16 protein-coding genes are annotated in these 17,080 nt (G+C 72.8%); 11 read left to right on the top strand and 5 right to left on the bottom strand.

Annotated elements, in window-relative coordinates:
- Window positions 1-270: 270 nt before the first annotated feature.
- The 10 genes from ACTWPV_RS37065 (at window position 271) to otnK (ending at window position 8,993) form a co-directional block, all read left to right on the top strand.
- Complete coding sequence (locus ACTWPV_RS37065; RefSeq protein ID WP_443155361.1) at window positions 271-1,887, top strand: sensor histidine kinase; 1,617 nt, start codon at window positions 271-273, stop codon at window positions 1,885-1,887.
- Between the two features lie 68 nt (window positions 1,888-1,955).
- The gene (locus ACTWPV_RS37070) at window positions 1,956-2,384 is read left to right on the top strand and encodes a roadblock/LC7 domain-containing protein (protein WP_443155362.1); all 429 of its coding nucleotides are present in this window, start codon (window positions 1,956-1,958) and stop codon (window positions 2,382-2,384) included.
- Complete coding sequence (locus tag ACTWPV_RS37075; RefSeq protein ID WP_443155363.1) at window positions 2,381-2,734, top strand: DUF742 domain-containing protein; 354 nt, start codon at window positions 2,381-2,383, stop codon at window positions 2,732-2,734. Before ACTWPV_RS37070 ends, ACTWPV_RS37075 begins: the two co-directional genes overlap by 4 nt.
- Window positions 2,715-3,314 carry a GTP-binding protein gene (locus tag ACTWPV_RS37080; RefSeq protein WP_443155364.1) on the top strand — a complete coding sequence of 200 codons (600 nt, stop codon included), beginning with the start codon at window positions 2,715-2,717 and terminating at the stop codon, window positions 3,312-3,314. The genes ACTWPV_RS37075 and ACTWPV_RS37080 overlap by 20 nt, the downstream gene beginning before the upstream one ends.
- Window positions 3,311-4,570 (top strand): cytochrome P450, encoded by a 1,260-nt coding sequence (locus ACTWPV_RS37085; RefSeq protein WP_443155365.1) that lies wholly within the window; start codon window positions 3,311-3,313, stop codon window positions 4,568-4,570. The genes ACTWPV_RS37080 and ACTWPV_RS37085 overlap by 4 nt, the downstream gene beginning before the upstream one ends.
- 141 nt (window positions 4,571-4,711) lie before the next feature.
- A complete protein-coding gene (locus tag ACTWPV_RS37090; protein WP_443155366.1) occupies window positions 4,712-5,161 on the top strand; it encodes a hypothetical protein in 450 nt (149 codons plus the stop codon).
- Window positions 5,162-5,171: 10 nt separating this feature from the next.
- Window positions 5,172-5,771 carry a cell wall protein gene (locus ACTWPV_RS37095; RefSeq protein WP_443155367.1) on the top strand — a complete coding sequence of 200 codons (600 nt, stop codon included), beginning with the start codon at window positions 5,172-5,174 and terminating at the stop codon, window positions 5,769-5,771.
- 10 nt (window positions 5,772-5,781) lie between these two features.
- Window positions 5,782-6,549, top strand: a complete 768-nt coding sequence (locus ACTWPV_RS37100; RefSeq protein WP_443155368.1) for a MauE/DoxX family redox-associated membrane protein — start codon at window positions 5,782-5,784, stop codon at window positions 6,547-6,549.
- A 70-nt stretch (window positions 6,550-6,619) separates the two neighbouring features.
- Window positions 6,620-7,579 carry a hypothetical protein gene (locus ACTWPV_RS37105; RefSeq protein WP_443155369.1) on the top strand — a complete coding sequence of 320 codons (960 nt, stop codon included), beginning with the start codon at window positions 6,620-6,622 and terminating at the stop codon, window positions 7,577-7,579.
- A gap of 184 nt (window positions 7,580-7,763) precedes the next feature.
- Window positions 7,764-8,993: a 3-oxo-tetronate kinase gene (otnK, locus tag ACTWPV_RS37110; protein WP_443155370.1), complete on the top strand. Its 1,230-nt coding sequence runs from the start codon at window positions 7,764-7,766 to the stop codon at window positions 8,991-8,993.
- A gap of 240 nt (window positions 8,994-9,233) precedes the next feature.
- On the opposite strand, the gene ACTWPV_RS37115 is transcribed toward otnK, so the two are convergent.
- Entirely contained in the window at window positions 9,234-12,005 is a 2,772-nt protein-coding gene (locus tag ACTWPV_RS37115; RefSeq protein ID WP_443155371.1) for a helix-turn-helix transcriptional regulator, read from the bottom strand.
- Window positions 12,006-12,107: 102 nt separating this feature from the next.
- Here ACTWPV_RS37115 and ACTWPV_RS37120 point away from each other — a divergent pair, with 102 nt between their 5' ends.
- Window positions 12,108-12,722, top strand: coding sequence for a LysE family translocator (locus tag ACTWPV_RS37120; protein WP_443155372.1), 615 nt, complete (start codon window positions 12,108-12,110; stop codon window positions 12,720-12,722).
- A 44-nt stretch (window positions 12,723-12,766) separates the two neighbouring features.
- Here ACTWPV_RS37120 and ACTWPV_RS37125 read toward each other — a convergent pair whose 3' ends face one another.
- The 4 genes from ACTWPV_RS37125 to ACTWPV_RS37140 are packed head-to-tail and all read right to left on the bottom strand — an operon-like array spanning window position 12,767 to window position 17,076.
- Entirely contained in the window at window positions 12,767-13,957 is a 1,191-nt protein-coding gene (locus ACTWPV_RS37125) for a hypothetical protein (protein ID WP_347643413.1), read from the bottom strand.
- Between the two features lie 9 nt (window positions 13,958-13,966).
- The gene (locus tag ACTWPV_RS37130; protein ID WP_165975130.1) at window positions 13,967-14,350 is read right to left on the bottom strand and encodes a RidA family protein; all 384 of its coding nucleotides are present in this window, start codon (window positions 14,348-14,350) and stop codon (window positions 13,967-13,969) included.
- A gap of 6 nt (window positions 14,351-14,356) precedes the next feature.
- Window positions 14,357-15,433, bottom strand: coding sequence for an alanine racemase (locus tag ACTWPV_RS37135; protein ID WP_443155373.1), 1,077 nt, complete (start codon window positions 15,431-15,433; stop codon window positions 14,357-14,359).
- A gap of 56 nt (window positions 15,434-15,489) precedes the next feature.
- On the bottom strand, window positions 15,490-17,076 hold the full coding sequence (locus tag ACTWPV_RS37140; protein ID WP_347643411.1) for an N-acyl-D-amino-acid deacylase family protein: 1,587 nt from the start codon (window positions 17,074-17,076) through the stop codon (window positions 15,490-15,492).
- Window positions 17,077-17,080: the final 4 nt, after the last annotated feature.

Below are 17,080 nucleotides of genomic sequence, written 5' to 3' on the forward strand. Positions count from 1 at the left end.
AACGTAAGCGCTCCGCAGCCCTTCGTCAACACCCTGTCCACCCCGGGCACACCGCACCTTTCACCCCATACGGCGAAATGTTGATCTTTGCGGTGATACTGATGAGGCGCGAGGTTAGAGCGTTGCTGTCTGTTCTTAATGGTGCACCGATGCTACGGTTTGTCCCCAGCCTGCTACGCGATCAGTCGCGAGGCGGCAACACAGCGTTCCCCCCGCGGGAACGCCTGGTTAGACACGCTCGCCTGGCCGTCACGGCCTTGAGGACCACCGATGTCAGCACTTGCCTCTTCCTCCGCTCCGCGAACGTTCACCCCGCGGCACCGCGCCGCCCTCGCGTTACTCGGGGGACTGGTCGTCACGGTGCCGGCCTGGCTCTGGGTGCTCTCGTTGGCCCCTTCCGGCGCTACCGGACTTGTGGCGGCCGTCGGCGGAGTGGCGGCGGCCCTGCTGTCCTGCGCCGCCGCCGCGCTCGCTCACCAGCAGGCGGCCACCCGCGCGCTCCGCGAGCAGGCGGACCGGGACGGCCGGCGGGTCGCCCTGCTGGAGCGGGAGGCCCTGCGGCTGGCCGAGAAGACCCTGCCGGAGCTCGGCGGCCAGGTACGCGAGGGCGTGCCCACGGTCGACGCGCTCGCCAAGGTGACGCAACCGTCCGACGACCTGCTCCAGCGGCTGGTCAAGGCGGCCGGCCACGAATTCGACCTGCTCGCCCGCGAGGCCGCCGCCGCCCGGGCGGCGGGCGCGTCGCTGGAGGCCGAGGTCGTCAGGCTGGCCGACGAGGCGCTGCCCGAGCTGGTCAAACGCGTCCAGTCGGGCCACCAGCCGGTGGACGACGCCCTGAAGGAGGTGCGCCAGCCGGTGCACGGCCCGCTGCGCGGGCTGCTGAGCGAGGCGGCGCGGCAGATCGGCGAGGGCGAGCGCAAGGGCACGGCGGCGATGCGTGCCTGCGCAGGCGCCGCCGCCCGCGTCCAGGCCCAGGCGACCAGCCTGCTGGCCCGGCTGCGCGAACTGGAGGAGCGGTACGGCGACCAGGAGGACGTCTTCGCCGACCTGCTCGACCTGGACCACCGGGTCTCCCAGACGGGCCGGCTGGCCGACAACATCGCCCTGCTGAGCGGCGGCCGTTCCGGACGCAGGTGGACCAGGCCGATCACGATGGAGAGCGTGCTGCGCGGCGCCATGGGCCGCATCGGCGCCTACCGGCGCGTCCGGCTCCACTCGACCAGCACGGTCGCGGTCGCCGGGTACGCCGCCGAGGGCGTGATGCACGCGCTGGCAGAGCTGATGGACAACGCGGCCGCCTTCTCCGCCCACGGCACCGAGGTCCACGTCTACGTCGAGGAAGAGGACAACGGCGTCGTGGTCACCATCGAGGACAGCGGCCTCGGCATGCGCTCCCGGGAGCGGCACCGCGCGGCCAAGCTGGTGTCCGAGCCGCTCGACCTGCGGATGTTGTCGGGCACCAGGCTGGGCCTGGCCGTGGTGGGCCGCCTGGTCGACAAGTATGGACTGATGGTCAGCTTCCGTCCCTCGGCCAGAGGCGGCACCGGCGTCGTGGTGCTGATTCCGCGCCGCCTGATCACCCAGCCGCGCCCGGACGACGAGCCGCCCGCCGTGGCCACCGCGCCCGCCGTGGCCACCGCGCCCGCCGCGCCCGCCGTGCCCGCTGCGCCCGCCGTGCCCGCCCCCGCGCCGCCGGCGCCCGATCCGGAGGAGGAGACCCAGGGGCCGCTGCCCAAGCGGCGCCGCGGCCAGACCCTCGCCGAGGCGACCAGGGACAGGCCCGCCCCGGCCGCCGAGCGCGTACGCGACGGCGGCGACCCGGCCGCCAGGTTCGCCGCGTTCCGCCAGGCCGGCGGGCGCGGGCCCGCCGCGAGCCCCGACTCCTGACCGGCTTTCCGATTCACAGATAGGAGGCAGGGGCCGACGTGCGGGACGCTGCGCCCCATTCTTTCCCGATGAACTCTACGGACGCCTTGACGACCACGGACAGCAGTCTCGACTGGCTGCTGGAGAACCTCAGGGAGAAGACCCCGGGCATCGCCCACGTGCTGGTCCTGACCAGGGACGGGCTCAAGCTCTGCCACACCTCCGGGCTCGACCGGGACCGTGCCGACCAGCTCTCCGCGCTGGCCTCCGGGATCCAGAGCCTGTCCGTGAGCGCGTCGGCCGAGTTCGGCACCACCATCGGGTCCGGGCAGGCGATGGTGGAGTTCCCCGGCGGCCTGCTGCTGATCGTGCCCGCGGGCGCGGGCGCCCATCTGGCCGTGATCGCCGCGGAGGACGCGGACGTCGGCCTGGTCGGCCACAACATGAACGAGCTGGTCGAGCAGATCGGCACCTACCTCAGCGCGGCGCCGCGGCCGGCGGCCGGCGGTTCCAGATGAGGCAGCGGCCCGTCGACGACGAGGCTCCGGACCGGCTCTACATGGTCACCGGGGGACGCACCCGCGCCGACGAGAGCACCTTCGACTCGGTGTCGCTCATCGTCAGCGAGTGCGAGCCCGCCCCCGGCATGCAATCGGAGCACGCGAAGATCCTCCGGCTGACGCGGCGGCCCACGGCGGTGGTGGAGCTCTCCGCGCAGCTGCGGCTGCCGGTCAGCGTGGTGAAGATCCTGCTGTGCGATCTGCTGGACACGGGCCGCATCACCGTACGCCATCCGTCCGCGCTCCGGTCGGCCCGGCCGAGTCCTGAGCTGCTGAAGGAGGTGCTGGTTGCCCTCCAGAACATCTGAGCGCGCACCGCTGCGCGCGACCGCGGCGGACGCGCTGAAGATCGTGATCGTGGGCGGCCTGGGAGTGGGCAAGACGACCATGGTCGGCGCGGTGAGCGAGATCCGCCCGCTCAGCACCGAGGAGGTCATGACCGAGGCGGGCGCCGGCATCGACGACACCCGCCGGGTGCGCGGCAAGACCACCACCACGGTGGCCTTCGACTTCGGCCGGATCACGCTGACGGAGAGCAAGGTGCTCTACCTGTTCGGGGCGCCCGGCCAGCAGCGCTTCTGGTACGTCTGGGACCAGCTCTTCTCGGGCAGCCTCGGCGCGGTCGTCCTGGTGGACACCCGCAGGCTGCAGGACTCGTGGTATTCCATCGACCGGCTCGAACACCACCGCATGCCCTTCGTCGTGGCCGTCAACCGGTTCACGGAAGGGCCGGGCGTGGCCGCCGTACGCGATGCCCTGTCGCTGCCGCCCTCGGTGCCGCTCGTCGACTGCGACGCCCGGCTCCGGCACTCCTGCAAGGACGTGCTGGTCACGCTCCTGCGCCACCTCACCACCTGGTACGCCCCCGCCCAGGAGACCCTGTCATGACGGAGAAGGCCGCGCTGTCCGGCTATCCCGACCACGCCGACGCCGTGCCGCTCCACGGGCCGGCCCTCGACGAGGACCCGGACGAGCTCTACCAGCGGCTCCGGCGCGAGCACGGCACCGTGGTGCCGGTGCTGCTCGACGACGGCGTACCCGCGTGGTTCGTGATCGGCTACCGCGAGCTGCACCACGTGTTCGGCATGCCGCACCTGTTCGGCCGCGACTCCAGGCGCTGGAACGTGTGGGACCACGTGCCCCCTGACGGGCCCTTGACGGCGACCTTCCGCTGGCAGCCGACGGTGTTGTTCACCGAGGGCGCGGAGCGGCAGCGGCGTACGGGTGCGATCGGCGACGCCATGGACGGCGTAGACCGCACGGAGCTGGCCATGCTGGCGGAGCAGGTGTCCGACCAGCTGATCGACGGCTTCGCCGGCGACGGCAGGGCCGACCTGGTCACCCAGTACGCCAGACGGATCCCGGCCCAGGTCATCGCCCGGCTCATGGGGATGCCCGAGGCCGACATGGACGACGTGGTCACGAACGTCAACGTGGTGCTCGACGCCACCAGCGAGACCTACGCGGCCTACACCTGGCTCCGCGACAGGATGAGCACGCTCATGGCCGCCAAGCGGGAGGTTCCCGGCGACGACATCGCCTCGCGGCTGATCGCGCACCCGGCGGGGCTCGGCGACGAGGAGGCGGACATGGATCTCGGGGTGATGCTCGTCGTGGCCAACACCCCGACCGCGGGCTGGATCAGCAACACGCTCCGCCTCATGCTGGTCAACGACCGGTTCTCGATCACCTTGCAGGGCGGCCGCAGCAGCGTCGGGCAGGCCATGAACGAGGTGTTGTGGCGGGATCCGCCCCTGCGCAACGCGCCGGGACGCTGGGCGACCCAGGAGTGCGAGCTGGGCGGGCGCCGCATCCGCAAGGGCGACCTGCTGGTGCTCGGCCTGGCCGCCGCCAACGCCGACCCGCAGGTGCAGCCGGCGGACGAGTCCGATCCCGGCGCGAACCGGGCCCACATGTCCTTCGGGCACGGCGAGTACAGCTGCCCCTATCCCGCGCCGGAGCTCGGCGAGGTCATCGCCGAGACCGCGGTCGAGGTGCTCCTCGACCGGCTGCCCGACGTGGATCTCGCGGTCCCGCCGGACGCGCTGCGCTGGCGGCGGTCGATGTGGATGCGGAACCTGGAGACGTTGCCGGTGCACTTCAGCCCGACCGCTCCCCGGCAGGGCTCCTGGGACTTGGTGTAACGCCGGAGGGATCATACCGGGCGAATCCCGACTCAATTGGGATATTGACGAAAAATCCTTACATGGTACTCATAGATCGAGTCGGAAAGTTTCAGTACCTCCTCAAGGTTCGTCCGGAGCCCACCCCCTAGGAGGACGCGCATGGCGCGTAACCCGTCCACCGACCCTGCCGCCGACTTACTCGGCCCCGTCCAAGGCGAAGTCTCCTGGTTCTGCTGCGGAACCGCATGGGGACCGTGCAGCAGCACAGGAAAGGGCGCCTGCGGCACCTGCAACTCGGGAAGCCTGCAGCACGCCTGGCCGAACGCCTCCGACGCCTGCTGGTCGATCACCCGTCCCGACAGGTGCGGCGTCAGCCTCTCCCGCAGGACCTGCGGATTCCGGCACCGCACCACGTCCCTGTGCGGTGGCGCCAGCGTCGTCACCGCGATCGCCGACTGCGGCCCGCAGACCGACCTGTTCTGCGGCGAGCGCAGCTGCTGCGGCTCGACCTGCGCGAACAACCGGCTGATCGACCTCACCCCGGCGGCCTACAGCCGCATCGCCAGCCTGTCCACCGGCCTGCGGCCGTGCGAGATCGCGACCGGGTGAGGGGGCGACGATGAGAAGCAGAAGAGACCTGCTCAAGTCCGCCGTGCTCGGCGGCGGCGCCGGCGTGGTCGCCGCCACAGCGCTGGGCTCGCTCGGCCCCGAGGCCGCCTTCGCGACCACGTCAGGCCCCGACCTCGAACCCGGCGCCCCCGACCCCGACTTCGCCGAGGGCCGCATCCGTTCGATCAAGGACAACACGCTCCTCGTCCTGGGCTCGAACGCGGTGTTCCACCGCATCAGGGTCGTCGACGGCACGAGCCTGTGGAAGCTGGGCCCCGTACCGTTCGACCAGGCCAAGCCCGGTGACGGCCTTTACGCCCGCGGCGTGCGCATGCCGGACGGCGAACTCGCCGCCGAATCGGTGTGGCTGAACATCGTCAACATCAAGGGCCACATCACGAACATCAAGGACCAGACCCTCCACCTCGACCACCACGGCAAGGAAGTGCTCTGCCACGTCGTGGCCGGGAAGTCGGTCGCCATCCGGTCCGACGCGCCGCCGTCCGAGGACCTGTCGATGCTGAAAGTGAGCCAGCACGTGCAGATCCTGGGCGCCTGGCGGCCGGACACGAACGAGGTCGACATCGCCACCGTCTTCTCCCCGCACTAGGAGCGTCCACATGCACGGGATCGCCGCGTCGCAGCCGTACGTGATCGCCCTCTTCCTGGTCTGGGCGGGCCTGATGAAACTGCTCAGCCGGCGGATGCGGGCAGGGGCGGGGCACACCGCCCTGGCCCGGCTGGTCAGCCCGGCGCGCGCGGTCCCCGCGTTCCGGCTCGTGGCGCTCGCAGAACTCGCGGTGGCCGCCGCGCTCCTGCTCCCACCCCTCCTTCCGCTGGAGGCCGCGGCCGCCGCGGCGCTCTGCGCCGGCTTCCTCGCGTACCTGGCCTACGCGCACGTCGCCGCGCCCACCGCGTCGTGCGGGTGCCTCGGCACCCACTCCCGCCCCGTGGACCTGCGCGCCTTCGCCCGCGCGGCGTTCCTGCTCGTCGCGAGCCTGCTCGCGCTCCCGGCCGACCCCGGCCCGCCGCTCGCGGCGCTCGCCCTCGCGGAGGTCGCCGTCCTGCTGGCCCTCTCAGCGGAGCTGGACCGCCACTGGCTCGTCCCCTCGCGGCGCCTCCTGGTACGGCTGCGCCGCCCCCTCGCCGCTCCCCCTCCGGCACAGGTCCCGCTGGCGACCTCGCTGCACCTGCTCTACCGCAGCCCCGCGTACTGCTCGGCGTCCGCGCAGCTCACCACGGACGTCCAGGACACCTGGGACGAGGACGGCCTGCGCTTCGTCGTCTACGGGGCACGCGAGCGGACGGCGGTCTTCGCCGTCCCCCTCACCGGCGAGGACCCCTCGACCGTCCGGGTCAGCCTGGTCCGCGAGCCGACGGGCGTCTGACCGGGGGCCATCGGGCACGCATTGCCGGGGCAGGTGGTACAGAAGGGATGAATACCCCCACAATGGGGTGATGGGATTTCCTCCGCAGCCTCAGGAACCACAGCCCGGCTACGGTCCCCCGCCCGGCCAGGGCGGCTACGGGCCTCCTCCGAGCCAGGGCGGCTACGGATCTCCTCAGGGCGGCGGCTACGACCCGCCGACGGTCCCGGCCTCGCCGTACGGCCCGCCCGGCTACTCCGGCCCGATCCCGTACGGTTCCCCGCCCGAGCAGCCCAACAAGGTGCTGATCGTCAGCGTGGTCGCGGCCGTGGCGGTGATCCTGCTGGCCGGCGGCGCGTACAGCGTGTACGCGTACACGGGTGCCCCGGACCCGGTCCCCACCGTCGCCCTGCAGACCCCTTCCCCGTCGCAGTCGGACGCTCCGTCGAGTTCGGCGTCCGGCGAGCCCACGTCCAGCCCCACGTCTAGCCCCACGTCCAGCCCTCCATCCGAGCCCAGTGCCGATCCCACGTCGGAACCCTCAGCACAGCCGAGCACCAACCCCGGCGAGCCGAACCGCCCCGAGCCCGGGGCGCCGATCACGCACGACGAGTTCCCCCACTGGAAGTTCCGCCTGGACGGCGTGAGCTTCACCGCCGACAAGACGGGCGGCTGGACGTACGACAGCTGCGACACGCTGGACGGGCAGGGCGAGCTGGCCAGGAACCAGTGCGAGCGCGCCGTCGAGCTCGCCTACTCGGCCTACTCGGGGCATCTCAAGGCGGTCCAGGTCATCATGTCGTTCCCGAACGAGGCTGCCGCCAAGACCGCCGCGACGCGCCTGGCCAAGCTGCCCGCCAAGGCCGTGAAGTGGCGCCGCGACCAGGTGCTCGACGACTTCGTCTACGGAAAGATCCGCTCAGGAGCGGTCGAGAAGTACGTCGTCGTCACGGCCGTCACCGCCGACAGGACGGCCCGTGCCAAGGCCACGAAGTTCCACCACTACCTCCAGGCGGACCACAAGAACTACTTCCTCTTCCGCGACCTGTGAGTCCCCGGGCCGAGCCGGTGGACGGCGGCCACGGCGGCGCACGGCGGCCGTCCTGAGCCCCGAGACCGCGGGTCCCGAGTCCCCCGAACCTCGGGGACACACACGATGCCCCCCGGTCAGCAGCGGCGGCGCACGCCGATAGCGTCTGCATCATGTTCGACTCCCACCAGGCCTCGGGGCTTCGATGATCGGCGCCATCGCGGACGACTTCACCGGTGCGACCGACGTCGCGGTGGCCCTGCGCCGCCGTGGCATCCCCACCGTGCTGTTCTTCGGGCTTCCGCCGGAGGCGGCGGAACCACCCGGGCACGACGCGGTCGTGATCGCGCTGAAGACCCGGACCGCCCCCAGGGCGGACGCGGTCGCGCAGTCGCTCGCCGCGCTCGGCCGGCTGCGCTCGCGCGGCGTCCGCCAGGTCTACGTCAAATACTGCTCCACGTTCGACTCCACGGCCGAGGGGAACATCGGGCCGGTCCTCGACGCCCTGGCCGGCGCCATGGACGTGCCCCTGGTCGCCATGACGCCCAGCTCGCCCGAGCATGGGCGCACGCAGTACAACGGCTACCTCTTCGTCGGTGACGTGCTGCTCTCCGAATCGCACATGCGGCACCATCCCCTGACCCCGATGACCGACTCGTACCTGCCGCGCCTGATGGAGGGCCAGAGCGCGCACCGGGCGGGCGTCGTGACGCTGGCGCAGGTCCGGGCCGGGGCGATGGGGCGGCGGCTGGCCGAGCTGCGGGCGGAGGGCGTGCGCTACGCCCTCGTCGACGCCGTGGACGACGCCGACCTCGTGACCGCGGGGCAGGCGCTGGCGGGCGCGCCGCTGGTCGCGGGCGCGGCCGGGCTCGCCGGCGGGCTCGCCGCGGCGCACGCGCGGTCCGGGCACGACGACCCGCCCGCCCCGGCGCCGCAGGGTGCCGCGGCGGTGCTGGCGGGCAGCTGCTCGGCCCGTACGCTGGAGCAGGTCGCCGCCATGATCGAGGCGGGCAGGCCGGCCTACCGGCTGGACGCGCTGGCCGACCAGGACCCCGGGTCGCTCGCCCGGGACGCGCTCGCCTGGTACGACACGCTGGATGTCGAGGCCGGAGCGCCCCTCGTCTACGCATCGGCCGAACCCTCGGTGTTGCGCCGCGTGCAGGAGGTCGTGGGCGCGGAGCAGTCGGCCGCGATCCTGGAGTCGGCGCTGGGCCGCGTCGCGCAGGGGCTGGTCGAGCGGGGTGTCACCCGCGTGGTCTCGGCCGGCGGCGAGACCTCGGGGGCCATCGTGAGCGCGCTCGGCGTGCCGGGCGGGCTGATCGGCGTGGAGGCGGCGCGCGGCGTGCCCTGGATCCACACGGCCTCCGGTCTCGCGCTCCTGCTCAAGTCAGGCAACTTCGGCGACGCCGGCCTGCTGGTGGACGCCTCGCGATAACCCGCAGGCCCGAGCCGCCGGCCGAGCCCTCACAATGACCCCCGCGAGCCCGAGCGTCGACCGGACCCTCACAACGACCTTGCGAGCCGAACCCGCCGACCGGGCCCTCACGAAGACCCGGTCGAGTGGGAGGGCCGGGCGGCGGCGCGGGGCGTATCCCTGGTCTGGCCACGCACTCAGCGGGCGTATCCCTGGTCTGGCCACGCACTCAGCGGGCGTATCCCTGGTCTGGCCACGCACTCAGTCGAGCAGCCCCCGGTGGCGGGCCGCCGCGGCGGCCTGGGTGCGGGTGGACACCTCCAGCTTGGCCAGGATGTTGGAGACGTGCACGCTCACGGTCTTCTGCGCGATGAACAGCCGCTCGGCGATCTCCCGGTTGGTGAGCCCTTCCGCGACCAGGCGAAGCACCTCGGACTCGCGGGCCGTGAGCCCTCCGCCGCCGGCCCTGTGGCCAGCGCCGGAACGGCCCCCGCGCCCCGCGTCCCCGAAGCGGGCCCTGCGCCCGAACTCGTGCAGCGCGTTCTCCAGCGGCGCGGCACGCAGCTTGCCCGCCGTCTCCCTGGCGAGATCCCACTCCGCCTGGGCCTCCTCGCGGTCGCCGGCGGCGAGCAGCGCCTCGGCCAGCCGCCAGCGGGCACGGGCCGTCTCGTAGACGAACCCGTAGTCGAAGGTCTCCACCACCTGCCGCCACAGCTCCACGTCGAGCCGGCCGTGCGCGCGGTGCCACTCGGCCTCCACGCGCAGGCCCCAGGCCCGGCCCTCGGGACCGAGATGGTTGCCTTCGCCGGTGGGGCCGGCCTCGATGGCGTCGCGGGCGCGGCGGCGCAGGGCGTCGGCGCCGTCGGTGCTGCCGAGCTCCGCCAGCGCCCACAGCCCGATGGCGGCCAGCCGGATGTTGCCCGCTTCGCCGTCGGTCAGCCGGGCCATGACCGCGTGCACGTGGTCGAGCGCGGCCTGGGGGTCGCCGTTCCACAGGGCGTGCTCGGCGGCCAGCCCCCGGGACATGTAGGCGGCCAGGTCGTCGGACCAGAACGGCCGCAACCACCCCAGCCGGCTCTCCACCGCCGGCAGGCCGCGCCCCACCTCGACGAACAGCGCGAAGGACGACAGGATGGCCTCGGGCAGCGTGCCCACCCGGGCGGGGAAGCCGCCCGCGACCGTCTCCGCCTCGTCCCACTCGCCCGCGACGTAGTGGATGAGGAAGCGCAGGAAGCGCAGGTCGGTGCCGTAGGTGCTCCACTTGAGGCCGGTCTCGAACGCCATGCGGATGCCCTCGTCGGTCACCTCCGCCGCGTGGTCGAGCAGGCCGCCTTCGTAGTGGATGCGGGCGTGGTGAAAGCGGGCGCGCAGGTCCATCGCCAGGTCGCCGGAGCCTTCGGCAGCGGCGATGTTGACCAGCTCGTGGGCCCTGCCGGCGTCACCCCGGTATTCGACGTAGGTGGCCAGCGTGAGCAGCGCCCCGACCTCGGCGTCTCTGGCCCCGGACGCGCGGGCGACGTCGAGCGCGCGGGCGGTGAGGCCCTCGATCTCGTGGTGGCGGGGGCTCCAGAGCAGCGTGCGGGCCTGGGTGGCCAGGGCGCGGGCGAGCTCGGGCCGGTCGCGCGCCGTCTCGACCGCGCGCTCCGCCGCCGCGATCGCGGCCTGCCGGTCGTCGACCTCGTAGAGGTAGTAGGCGAGCCGCTCCAGCACCTCGGACGTCGGTGGCAGGGCCCTGAGCTGGATGATCGCCCGGTGGTTGTCGCCGCTGTCGGCCGCCGTGACGGCGCTGCGGAACGCCAGCCCTTCCCGGCTCTCCCCGGCGAGCCCGGCCGCCCCGTCGACCCGCTCCCACAGGCTGAGCGCCCGCTCGTAGTGCTCGTGGGCCTCGGCGGGCGCGCCGAGGAGCGCGGCCTGGCGGCCCGCCTCGACGGAGGCCGCCAGCGCCCCGGCCAGGTCGTGGCCGGCGAGATGGTGGTGGGCCAGCTCGGCGGGAGAGGACAGCAACCGGGCGAAGGCGGCGTGCAGCCTGGTGCGCTCGCCGGGCAGCAGGTCGGTATAGACGGCCTCCTGCAGCAGCGCGTGGCGGAAGGCGTAGCCGTAGCCGTCGACCCTGAGCAGCCCGCGCGAGACGATCTCCCGCACCGCCTCCTCGAACTCCGCCAGCGGCAGCCCTGACACCTCCCGCAGCAGCGCGTCCTCCACCCTGCGCACCGCCACGGCGGCGGCCCGCAACACGCGCTGCCCGGCCTCCGACAGCACCTCGACCCTGGTCATCAGCAGGCTGGCGAGCTCGTCGGGCAGCTCGTCACCCTCGGCCATGGCCGCGAAGAGCTCCTCCGCGTAGAACGGGTTGCCGTCGGCCCTGGACACGATGAGCCCGAGCTCCCGGACGCCCACCTCACCCATCGTGGCGACATAGTCAGACATGTCGCCCTCGCTCAGCGGCCCCAGCTCGACGTGCGTCACCGTCGGGAGCCGCTTCAGCTCCGCCAGCACCGAGCGCAGCGGATGGCGGCGGTGGAGATCGTCGGTGCGATAGGTGCCGACGACGCAGACGCGCTCGGTCTGCACCATGCGGCTGAGGAAGACCAGCAGGTCACGGGTGGACCGGTCGGCCCAGTGCAGGTCCTCGATCACGAACAGCACCGGCTGCACGTCGGCCAGCAGCCCGAGCAGCGACCCGAACAACCGCTGCTGGGTGAGGCCCGCCGACTGCGCGCTCTCCGTGCCGGGGAGCAGCTGGCCCAGCATCGGATGGGCGGCGGCGGCCTCGCGCACCTTCGGCTCCGCGCCGCGCAGCGCGTCGGCCAGCGGCAGGTAGGGCAGCGCGTCGCCCAGCTCGGCGCACTGGCCGGCCAGCACGTGGAAACCCCATTCACGGGCCTCGGCGACCAGCTCGGTGACAAGCCGGGTCTTGCCGATGCCGGCGTCACCGCCGACGAGGGCGACGCCCGCCATGCCGTCGGCGGCCGACCGCACCACCCGCACGAGCCTGGCCAGCTCGGCAGAGCGCCCGACGAGGAGACCTTTCACGCCAGAAACGATGCCACGCCCCTCCGACACTTTATTGGTCCGGGGAAACGGCCTCCGATTGGCCCTGATCTCCCTACCAAAAGCATTTTACGCTGCTCTTTCGTGATTCCTCCAACAACGTACGCCCTCTTCGTGACCGCCTCGCTCGCCCTGATCCTCATCCCGGGGCCGAACCATCTCTACATCACCGCCAGAGGCCTCGCCCAGGGCCGGGCGGCCGGCCTGGCCAGCGCGCTCGGCGTGGAGATCGGCACACTCGTGCACATCGCGGCGGCCGCCGCGGGCCTGTCGTACGTGATCTCGCAGTCGGCGGCGCTCTTCGCGATCGTCAAGTGGGCGGGCGTCGCCTACCTCGTCTACCTGGGCATCCGCGCGTTCACCGGCAAGGACGCCGAGACCGGGACACCGCTTCGGCAGCCGCTGCGCAAGGTGTTCCTCGAAGGCGTGCTGGTCAACGTGCTCAACCCCAAGGTGGCGCTGTTCTTCCTGGCGTTCCTGCCGCAGTTCGTCGACCCGGGCGCGGGCTCCCCGACCGTGCAGGTGGTGGTGTTCGGGCTCACGGCGCTGCTCCTGGGGCTGGTGTCGGACGTCGTGTACGCGTTCGCCGCCGGCGCGCTGGGCCGCCGCCTGCGCCGCAGGGCCAGGGCGCTGCGGTACGTCAGCGGCGTCGTCTACCTCGGTCTGGGAGTGGCCACCGCGTTCGCCGGAAGAAGATGATCCGTGCCGGTGCCGAAGCCGCGCCGCGGGACGGGTACGGCGGTTCAGAGGGCCAGCGCGGCCGGGATGCGGTCGAGCACGGGGTGGGGCGCCAGCCCGTACGCGTAGAAGTCGACCGCGAGCGCGCCCGCCGCCTTGGCGCCGCGGGCCTTGGCCACCAGCCGGTCGGCCGAGTCGCTGTCGGGATGCCCCGGCCGCAGCACGGCACGCACCTCACGATCCTTGCCCACGGACCGCAGGTAGGCTGCCACGTCGTCGGCCACCCTGGCCGCGTCGCGCGCGTAGGCCAGCACCCCGAAGGCGGGCACCAGGTCGCCGAGCGCCACCAGGTCGACGCCGAGCTGCCAGGCGTCATGGGCGGCAAGCCCCGGCGTGGGCAGCCCGTCGGCGTAGCCCTTGACCGCGCCCGTGGAGTCGATGAACACCAGCTTGGAGCCCTCGTCCGCGACGGCGGAGGCCACCTCGGACACGAGCGTGGTCACGGTCTCCGACCGGGCCCTGGCGTAGGCCACGACCTCCGGCCCCGCGTACGCGGTCAGCGCCGCCCTGGTCACCTCGCCCTGCGCGGCCGGGTCGCCGTCGAGCACGCCGCCCACGATCCTCGCGCACTCGTCGCGCGCCACGTCGGCGTTCACGCCCAGGTCGGTGGCCCTGCGCATGCAGTAGTCGCAGAAGCAGAGCCCGAACAGGTAGGTGTCCATCGGCCCGAGCGGCACGAACGAGCGCTGCGGTCTGAGCGGCCTGAAGTGCAGCGATTCGGCCACCACGCTGTCGACTCCGAGCCTGGCCACCGCCCTGGCCAGCGCGACCGCGTATTCGCGCACGTCGGGGTGGGCGGGGCACAGGTCGGCGAGCGAGCCACGGTCGCCGAAGCAGTCGCGGACGGTCACGTCCGGATGTCTCTCGCCGAGCGTGGCGTTGCGCAGGAAGACCGTCCATCCGTGGAGCTTCATGGAGCGCTGCGCACAGGCCTCGCGAAGCCCGTCGAAAGCATCCTGGTAGCCCGGCACGGGAGCGAGCCGGAGCCCGGCGAACAGGTCGGGTGGCGGGGTGAAGTGGGCGCCGTCGTGGCGGACGGTCAGCCGGGACAGTCCGTGCGGGGTGACGTCGCGTGAGGCGTGGTGCACGGCGCCGACGGTGACGCCGCGCACGCCGTACGCGCTGATGTTGTCGAGCACCCGCTCGACGCCCTCGCCGCGCAGGTCCTCGACGAAGGCGTATACCGAACTGTCCACAAACAGACCTTAAGCGCTCTTGTGCGCGACGAAGTCGATCTCCACCAGGATGTCCATCAGCTCGGACCCCACGGTGGTGCGTACGGGGAAGGGCGGGTTGAAGTACGACTTGTACACCTCGTTGTACGCGGCGAAGTCGCGCTTGAGGTGCTGGAGGTGGACCGTGGCCTTGACCACGTCGTCGAAGCCGAGGCCGTGCGCGGCGAGGATGGCGCCGAGGTTGCGCATGACCCGGTGGGTCTGGGTGGCGACGTCGTCGCCGTCGACCTCGCCGGTCTGCGGGTCGATCGGCCCCATGCCGGAGGTGTAGACGAAGTCGCCCACCACGAGACCCTGGGAGTAGGCGCCGATCGGGGCGGCGCCCTCGGTGGTCCTGAGCTCCTTCTTCACGATTTCTCCCTAGAAGTTGGTGTGTATCGTGCCCACGACACGGTAGTCCTGGTCCACCAGAGGCAGCTCGCGCCACTTGTCGAACGCGGTGCACGGGTGCGAGATGCCGAAGGCCAGCAGGTCGCCGACCTCCAGCCCGTCGCCGCGCACCAGGGCGTGCTGGTCCTGCATCCTGGTGACGGTGACGCCCGCGCGCCGCGGGACGGGCAGCCCCTCGTCGTACGGCGCGTCCCGCTTGCCCATGCCGACGACCGCCAGCCCCGGCTCGGGCGTGGAGAGCACGTGCGCCCACACCTCCAGCGCCGGCCGCAGCTCGCCCTGGATGCGGGTGAACGGCGTGCGCTCGCGGTAGTAGCCGTCGTCGTGGGTGACGTAGGCGCCGCTGCGCAGCAGGATGCGGGCCTGGGTGGCGACGAGCTCGCGCCCGATCACGTCGAACCACTGGCTGCCGCCCACGGTCAGGATCGGGTCGCGGACGCGGAGGTAGGCGAGCGCCTCCTGCAACGAGTCCAGATATTTCCGCACATCGTCGGCGGTCTTGAGCGCGCCCTCGTACCCCGCGATCCCCGCCGGCTCGACCCCAGGCGTCTCCTGCGCGCAGGCCACCACCGCCAGCAGGTCGTCCAGCGAACGGCACCCGGCACGCCCGCCCTCGTGCCCCAGCTCCACCAGCACCCGGAACGGCCGCGCCCCCGCGTGGCGGGCCAGGATGCCGATGCCGGCCACGGAGTCGGCGAAGCTCAGGAACTCGAACGCGGGATCGCGCTCCAGCTCGCCGGCCGCCCAGGCCAGCCCCGCCGGGTCGACGACCTGGTTGGCGACCATGATCCGGCTCGCCCCGAACCCCCTGGCCGCCTCGGCCTGGCGCAGCGTGGCGACGGTCAGACCCCAGGCGCCCGCTCCGAGCTGGAGCGCGGCGATCTCGGCGGACATGTGCGTCTTGACGTGCGGCACGAGCTCCATGCCGTGGTCGCGGGCGAAGGCCGCCATCGTCGCCACGTTGTGCTCGAGCGCGTCCTGGCGCACCACCATCAGCGGGAAACCGAGCGCTCCGTCGAAGATCGACCGCCCGAGCGTCTCCTGCACAAGCTCCCTTTCCCTCAGCGTCCGACGCCATCCTGACATCCCGGGCATCCCGGGCATCACGGCTTGAGCGCCCGCCCAGATGTGGCGCCGGTCAGCTCTCCCCCGGCCAGCACGCGCACCCCCGACACGAGCACGTCGTCCACGCCGGACGCGAGCGTGCGCGGAGCGGCGTACGTGGCCAGGTCGGCCACCGTGTCAGGGTCGAACACCACCACGTCGGCCGCGAACCCGCCCCGCACCAGCCCCCGGTCGGCCAGCCCGAACCGCCGGGCCGGATGCGCCGCCAGATGCACCGCGGCCTGCTCCCACGTCCAGTCGCCGAGCTCCCTGACATGCCGGCCAAGGAACCGGGCGAAGGCCCCGAACCCACGCGGATGCGGATGACCGCCCACATAGATCCCGTCGGAGCCGCCGGTCTGGGACGGATGGCGCAACATCCGGCGTACGGACTCCTCGCCCTCGGGGCCCTCGTCGGGGCGGGCGGACACCACGCCCGCCTCCAGCCGCGTCTCCGTCAGGAGGCGGCGGCAGAACGCGGCCGGGTCCAGCCCCGCCCGCTCGGCCGCCGCCACCATGGTCAGGCCCTCCGCCCACTCCAGCCCGGGCGCGTGCGAGACGGTCAGCCTCGGCCAGGTGCCGGCCAGCGTCGGCCACCAGTCGTCCAGCCCGTCCGAGGCGATCATCTCCAGGGCGCGGTCGGTCTCGGCGCCGGGCACGGACGGCGGCAGCACGACCATGGCCAGGATCGTGTTGCCGCGCAGGTAGGGGTAGGTGTCGAAGGTCAGGTCGACGCCCTCGCCGAGCGCCTGCTCGACCAGCGGCAGCAGCACGCCGGCGGGGCCGTGCAGGTGGGAGACGTGCACGGCGGCGCCGGAGCGCCGGGCGATGTCCACGACCTCCGCCATGCCGACCCCGGCCTGCGGACCGTAGGCGCGCATGTGGGTGACGTAGGGGAGCCCGCCGAGCGGGGCGCACAGCGCGGCCAGCTCCTCGGCGGAGGCGTAGCGGCCCGGCAGGTATTCGAGCCCGCTCGACAGGCCCGCCGCGCCCTCGGAGAGCCCGCGCTCGACGTGCCGCACCATCGCCGCGAGGTCGCCCGCCGAAGCGGGAGCGGGCGACGGGCCCATGACGTCGTAGCGGATGGTGCCGTGCGGCAGGAGGTAGGCGGTGTTCAGCGCCACCGCCCGGTCGTAGCCGTCGAGCAGCTCTCCCACGGTCAGCGGCCCGTCCTGAGGAGCCCGGCCGGGCAGAGCCCCGCCCCGCGGCGCCCCGTCGGACAGCGCGCCGTCGGACAGCGGCCCGTTGACGGCGGCGAAATAGCGGGCGGCGTAGGCGACGGTCGCGGCCGAGCCGGGCGCGAAGGACAGGCCGTCCTGCCCGAGCACGAACGTGGTCACCCCCTGCCGGAGCGCCGCCCGCTGCACGACCGGGTCGAACACGGCCGCGTCACCGTGGGCGTGGCAGTCCACGAAGCCGGGCGCGACGAACCGGCCCGTCGCGTCGATCACGGTCTCGGCCTGCGCATCGCCCAACCTGCCGACCGCCGCGATCCTGTCGCCGGAGACCGCCACGTCCGCCCGGAACGGCGGGGCGCCCGTGCCGTCGAGCACCCTGCCGCCGCTGATGACTACGTCGAACCTCACCCAA

It is taken from the genome of Nonomuraea sp. KM88 (genome assembly GCF_052245635.1).
Classification (GTDB): Bacteria; Actinomycetota; Actinomycetes; order Streptosporangiales; family Streptosporangiaceae; genus Nonomuraea.

Excerpts from the sequence above, each read along its gene's own strand:
- ACTWPV_RS37105 (WP_443155369.1), top strand. The coding sequence starts at position 6,620 with ATGGGATTTCCTCCGCAGCCTCAGGAACCACAGCCCGGCTACGGTCCC.
- ACTWPV_RS37095 (WP_443155367.1), top strand. The coding sequence starts at position 5,172 with ATGAGAAGCAGAAGAGACCTGCTCAAGTCCGCCGTGCTCGGCGGCGGC.
- ACTWPV_RS37100 (WP_443155368.1), top strand. The coding sequence starts at position 5,782 with ATGCACGGGATCGCCGCGTCGCAGCCGTACGTGATCGCCCTCTTCCTG.
- ACTWPV_RS37090 (WP_443155366.1), top strand. The coding sequence starts at position 4,712 with ATGGCGCGTAACCCGTCCACCGACCCTGCCGCCGACTTACTCGGCCCC.
- otnK (WP_443155370.1), top strand. The coding sequence starts at position 7,764 with ATGATCGGCGCCATCGCGGACGACTTCACCGGTGCGACCGACGTCGCG.
- ACTWPV_RS37070 (WP_443155362.1), top strand. The coding sequence starts at position 1,956 with ATGAACTCTACGGACGCCTTGACGACCACGGACAGCAGTCTCGACTGG.
- ACTWPV_RS37085 (WP_443155365.1), top strand. The coding sequence starts at position 3,311 with ATGACGGAGAAGGCCGCGCTGTCCGGCTATCCCGACCACGCCGACGCC.
- ACTWPV_RS37075 (WP_443155363.1), top strand. The coding sequence starts at position 2,381 with ATGAGGCAGCGGCCCGTCGACGACGAGGCTCCGGACCGGCTCTACATG.
- ACTWPV_RS37065 (WP_443155361.1), top strand. The coding sequence starts at position 271 with ATGTCAGCACTTGCCTCTTCCTCCGCTCCGCGAACGTTCACCCCGCGG.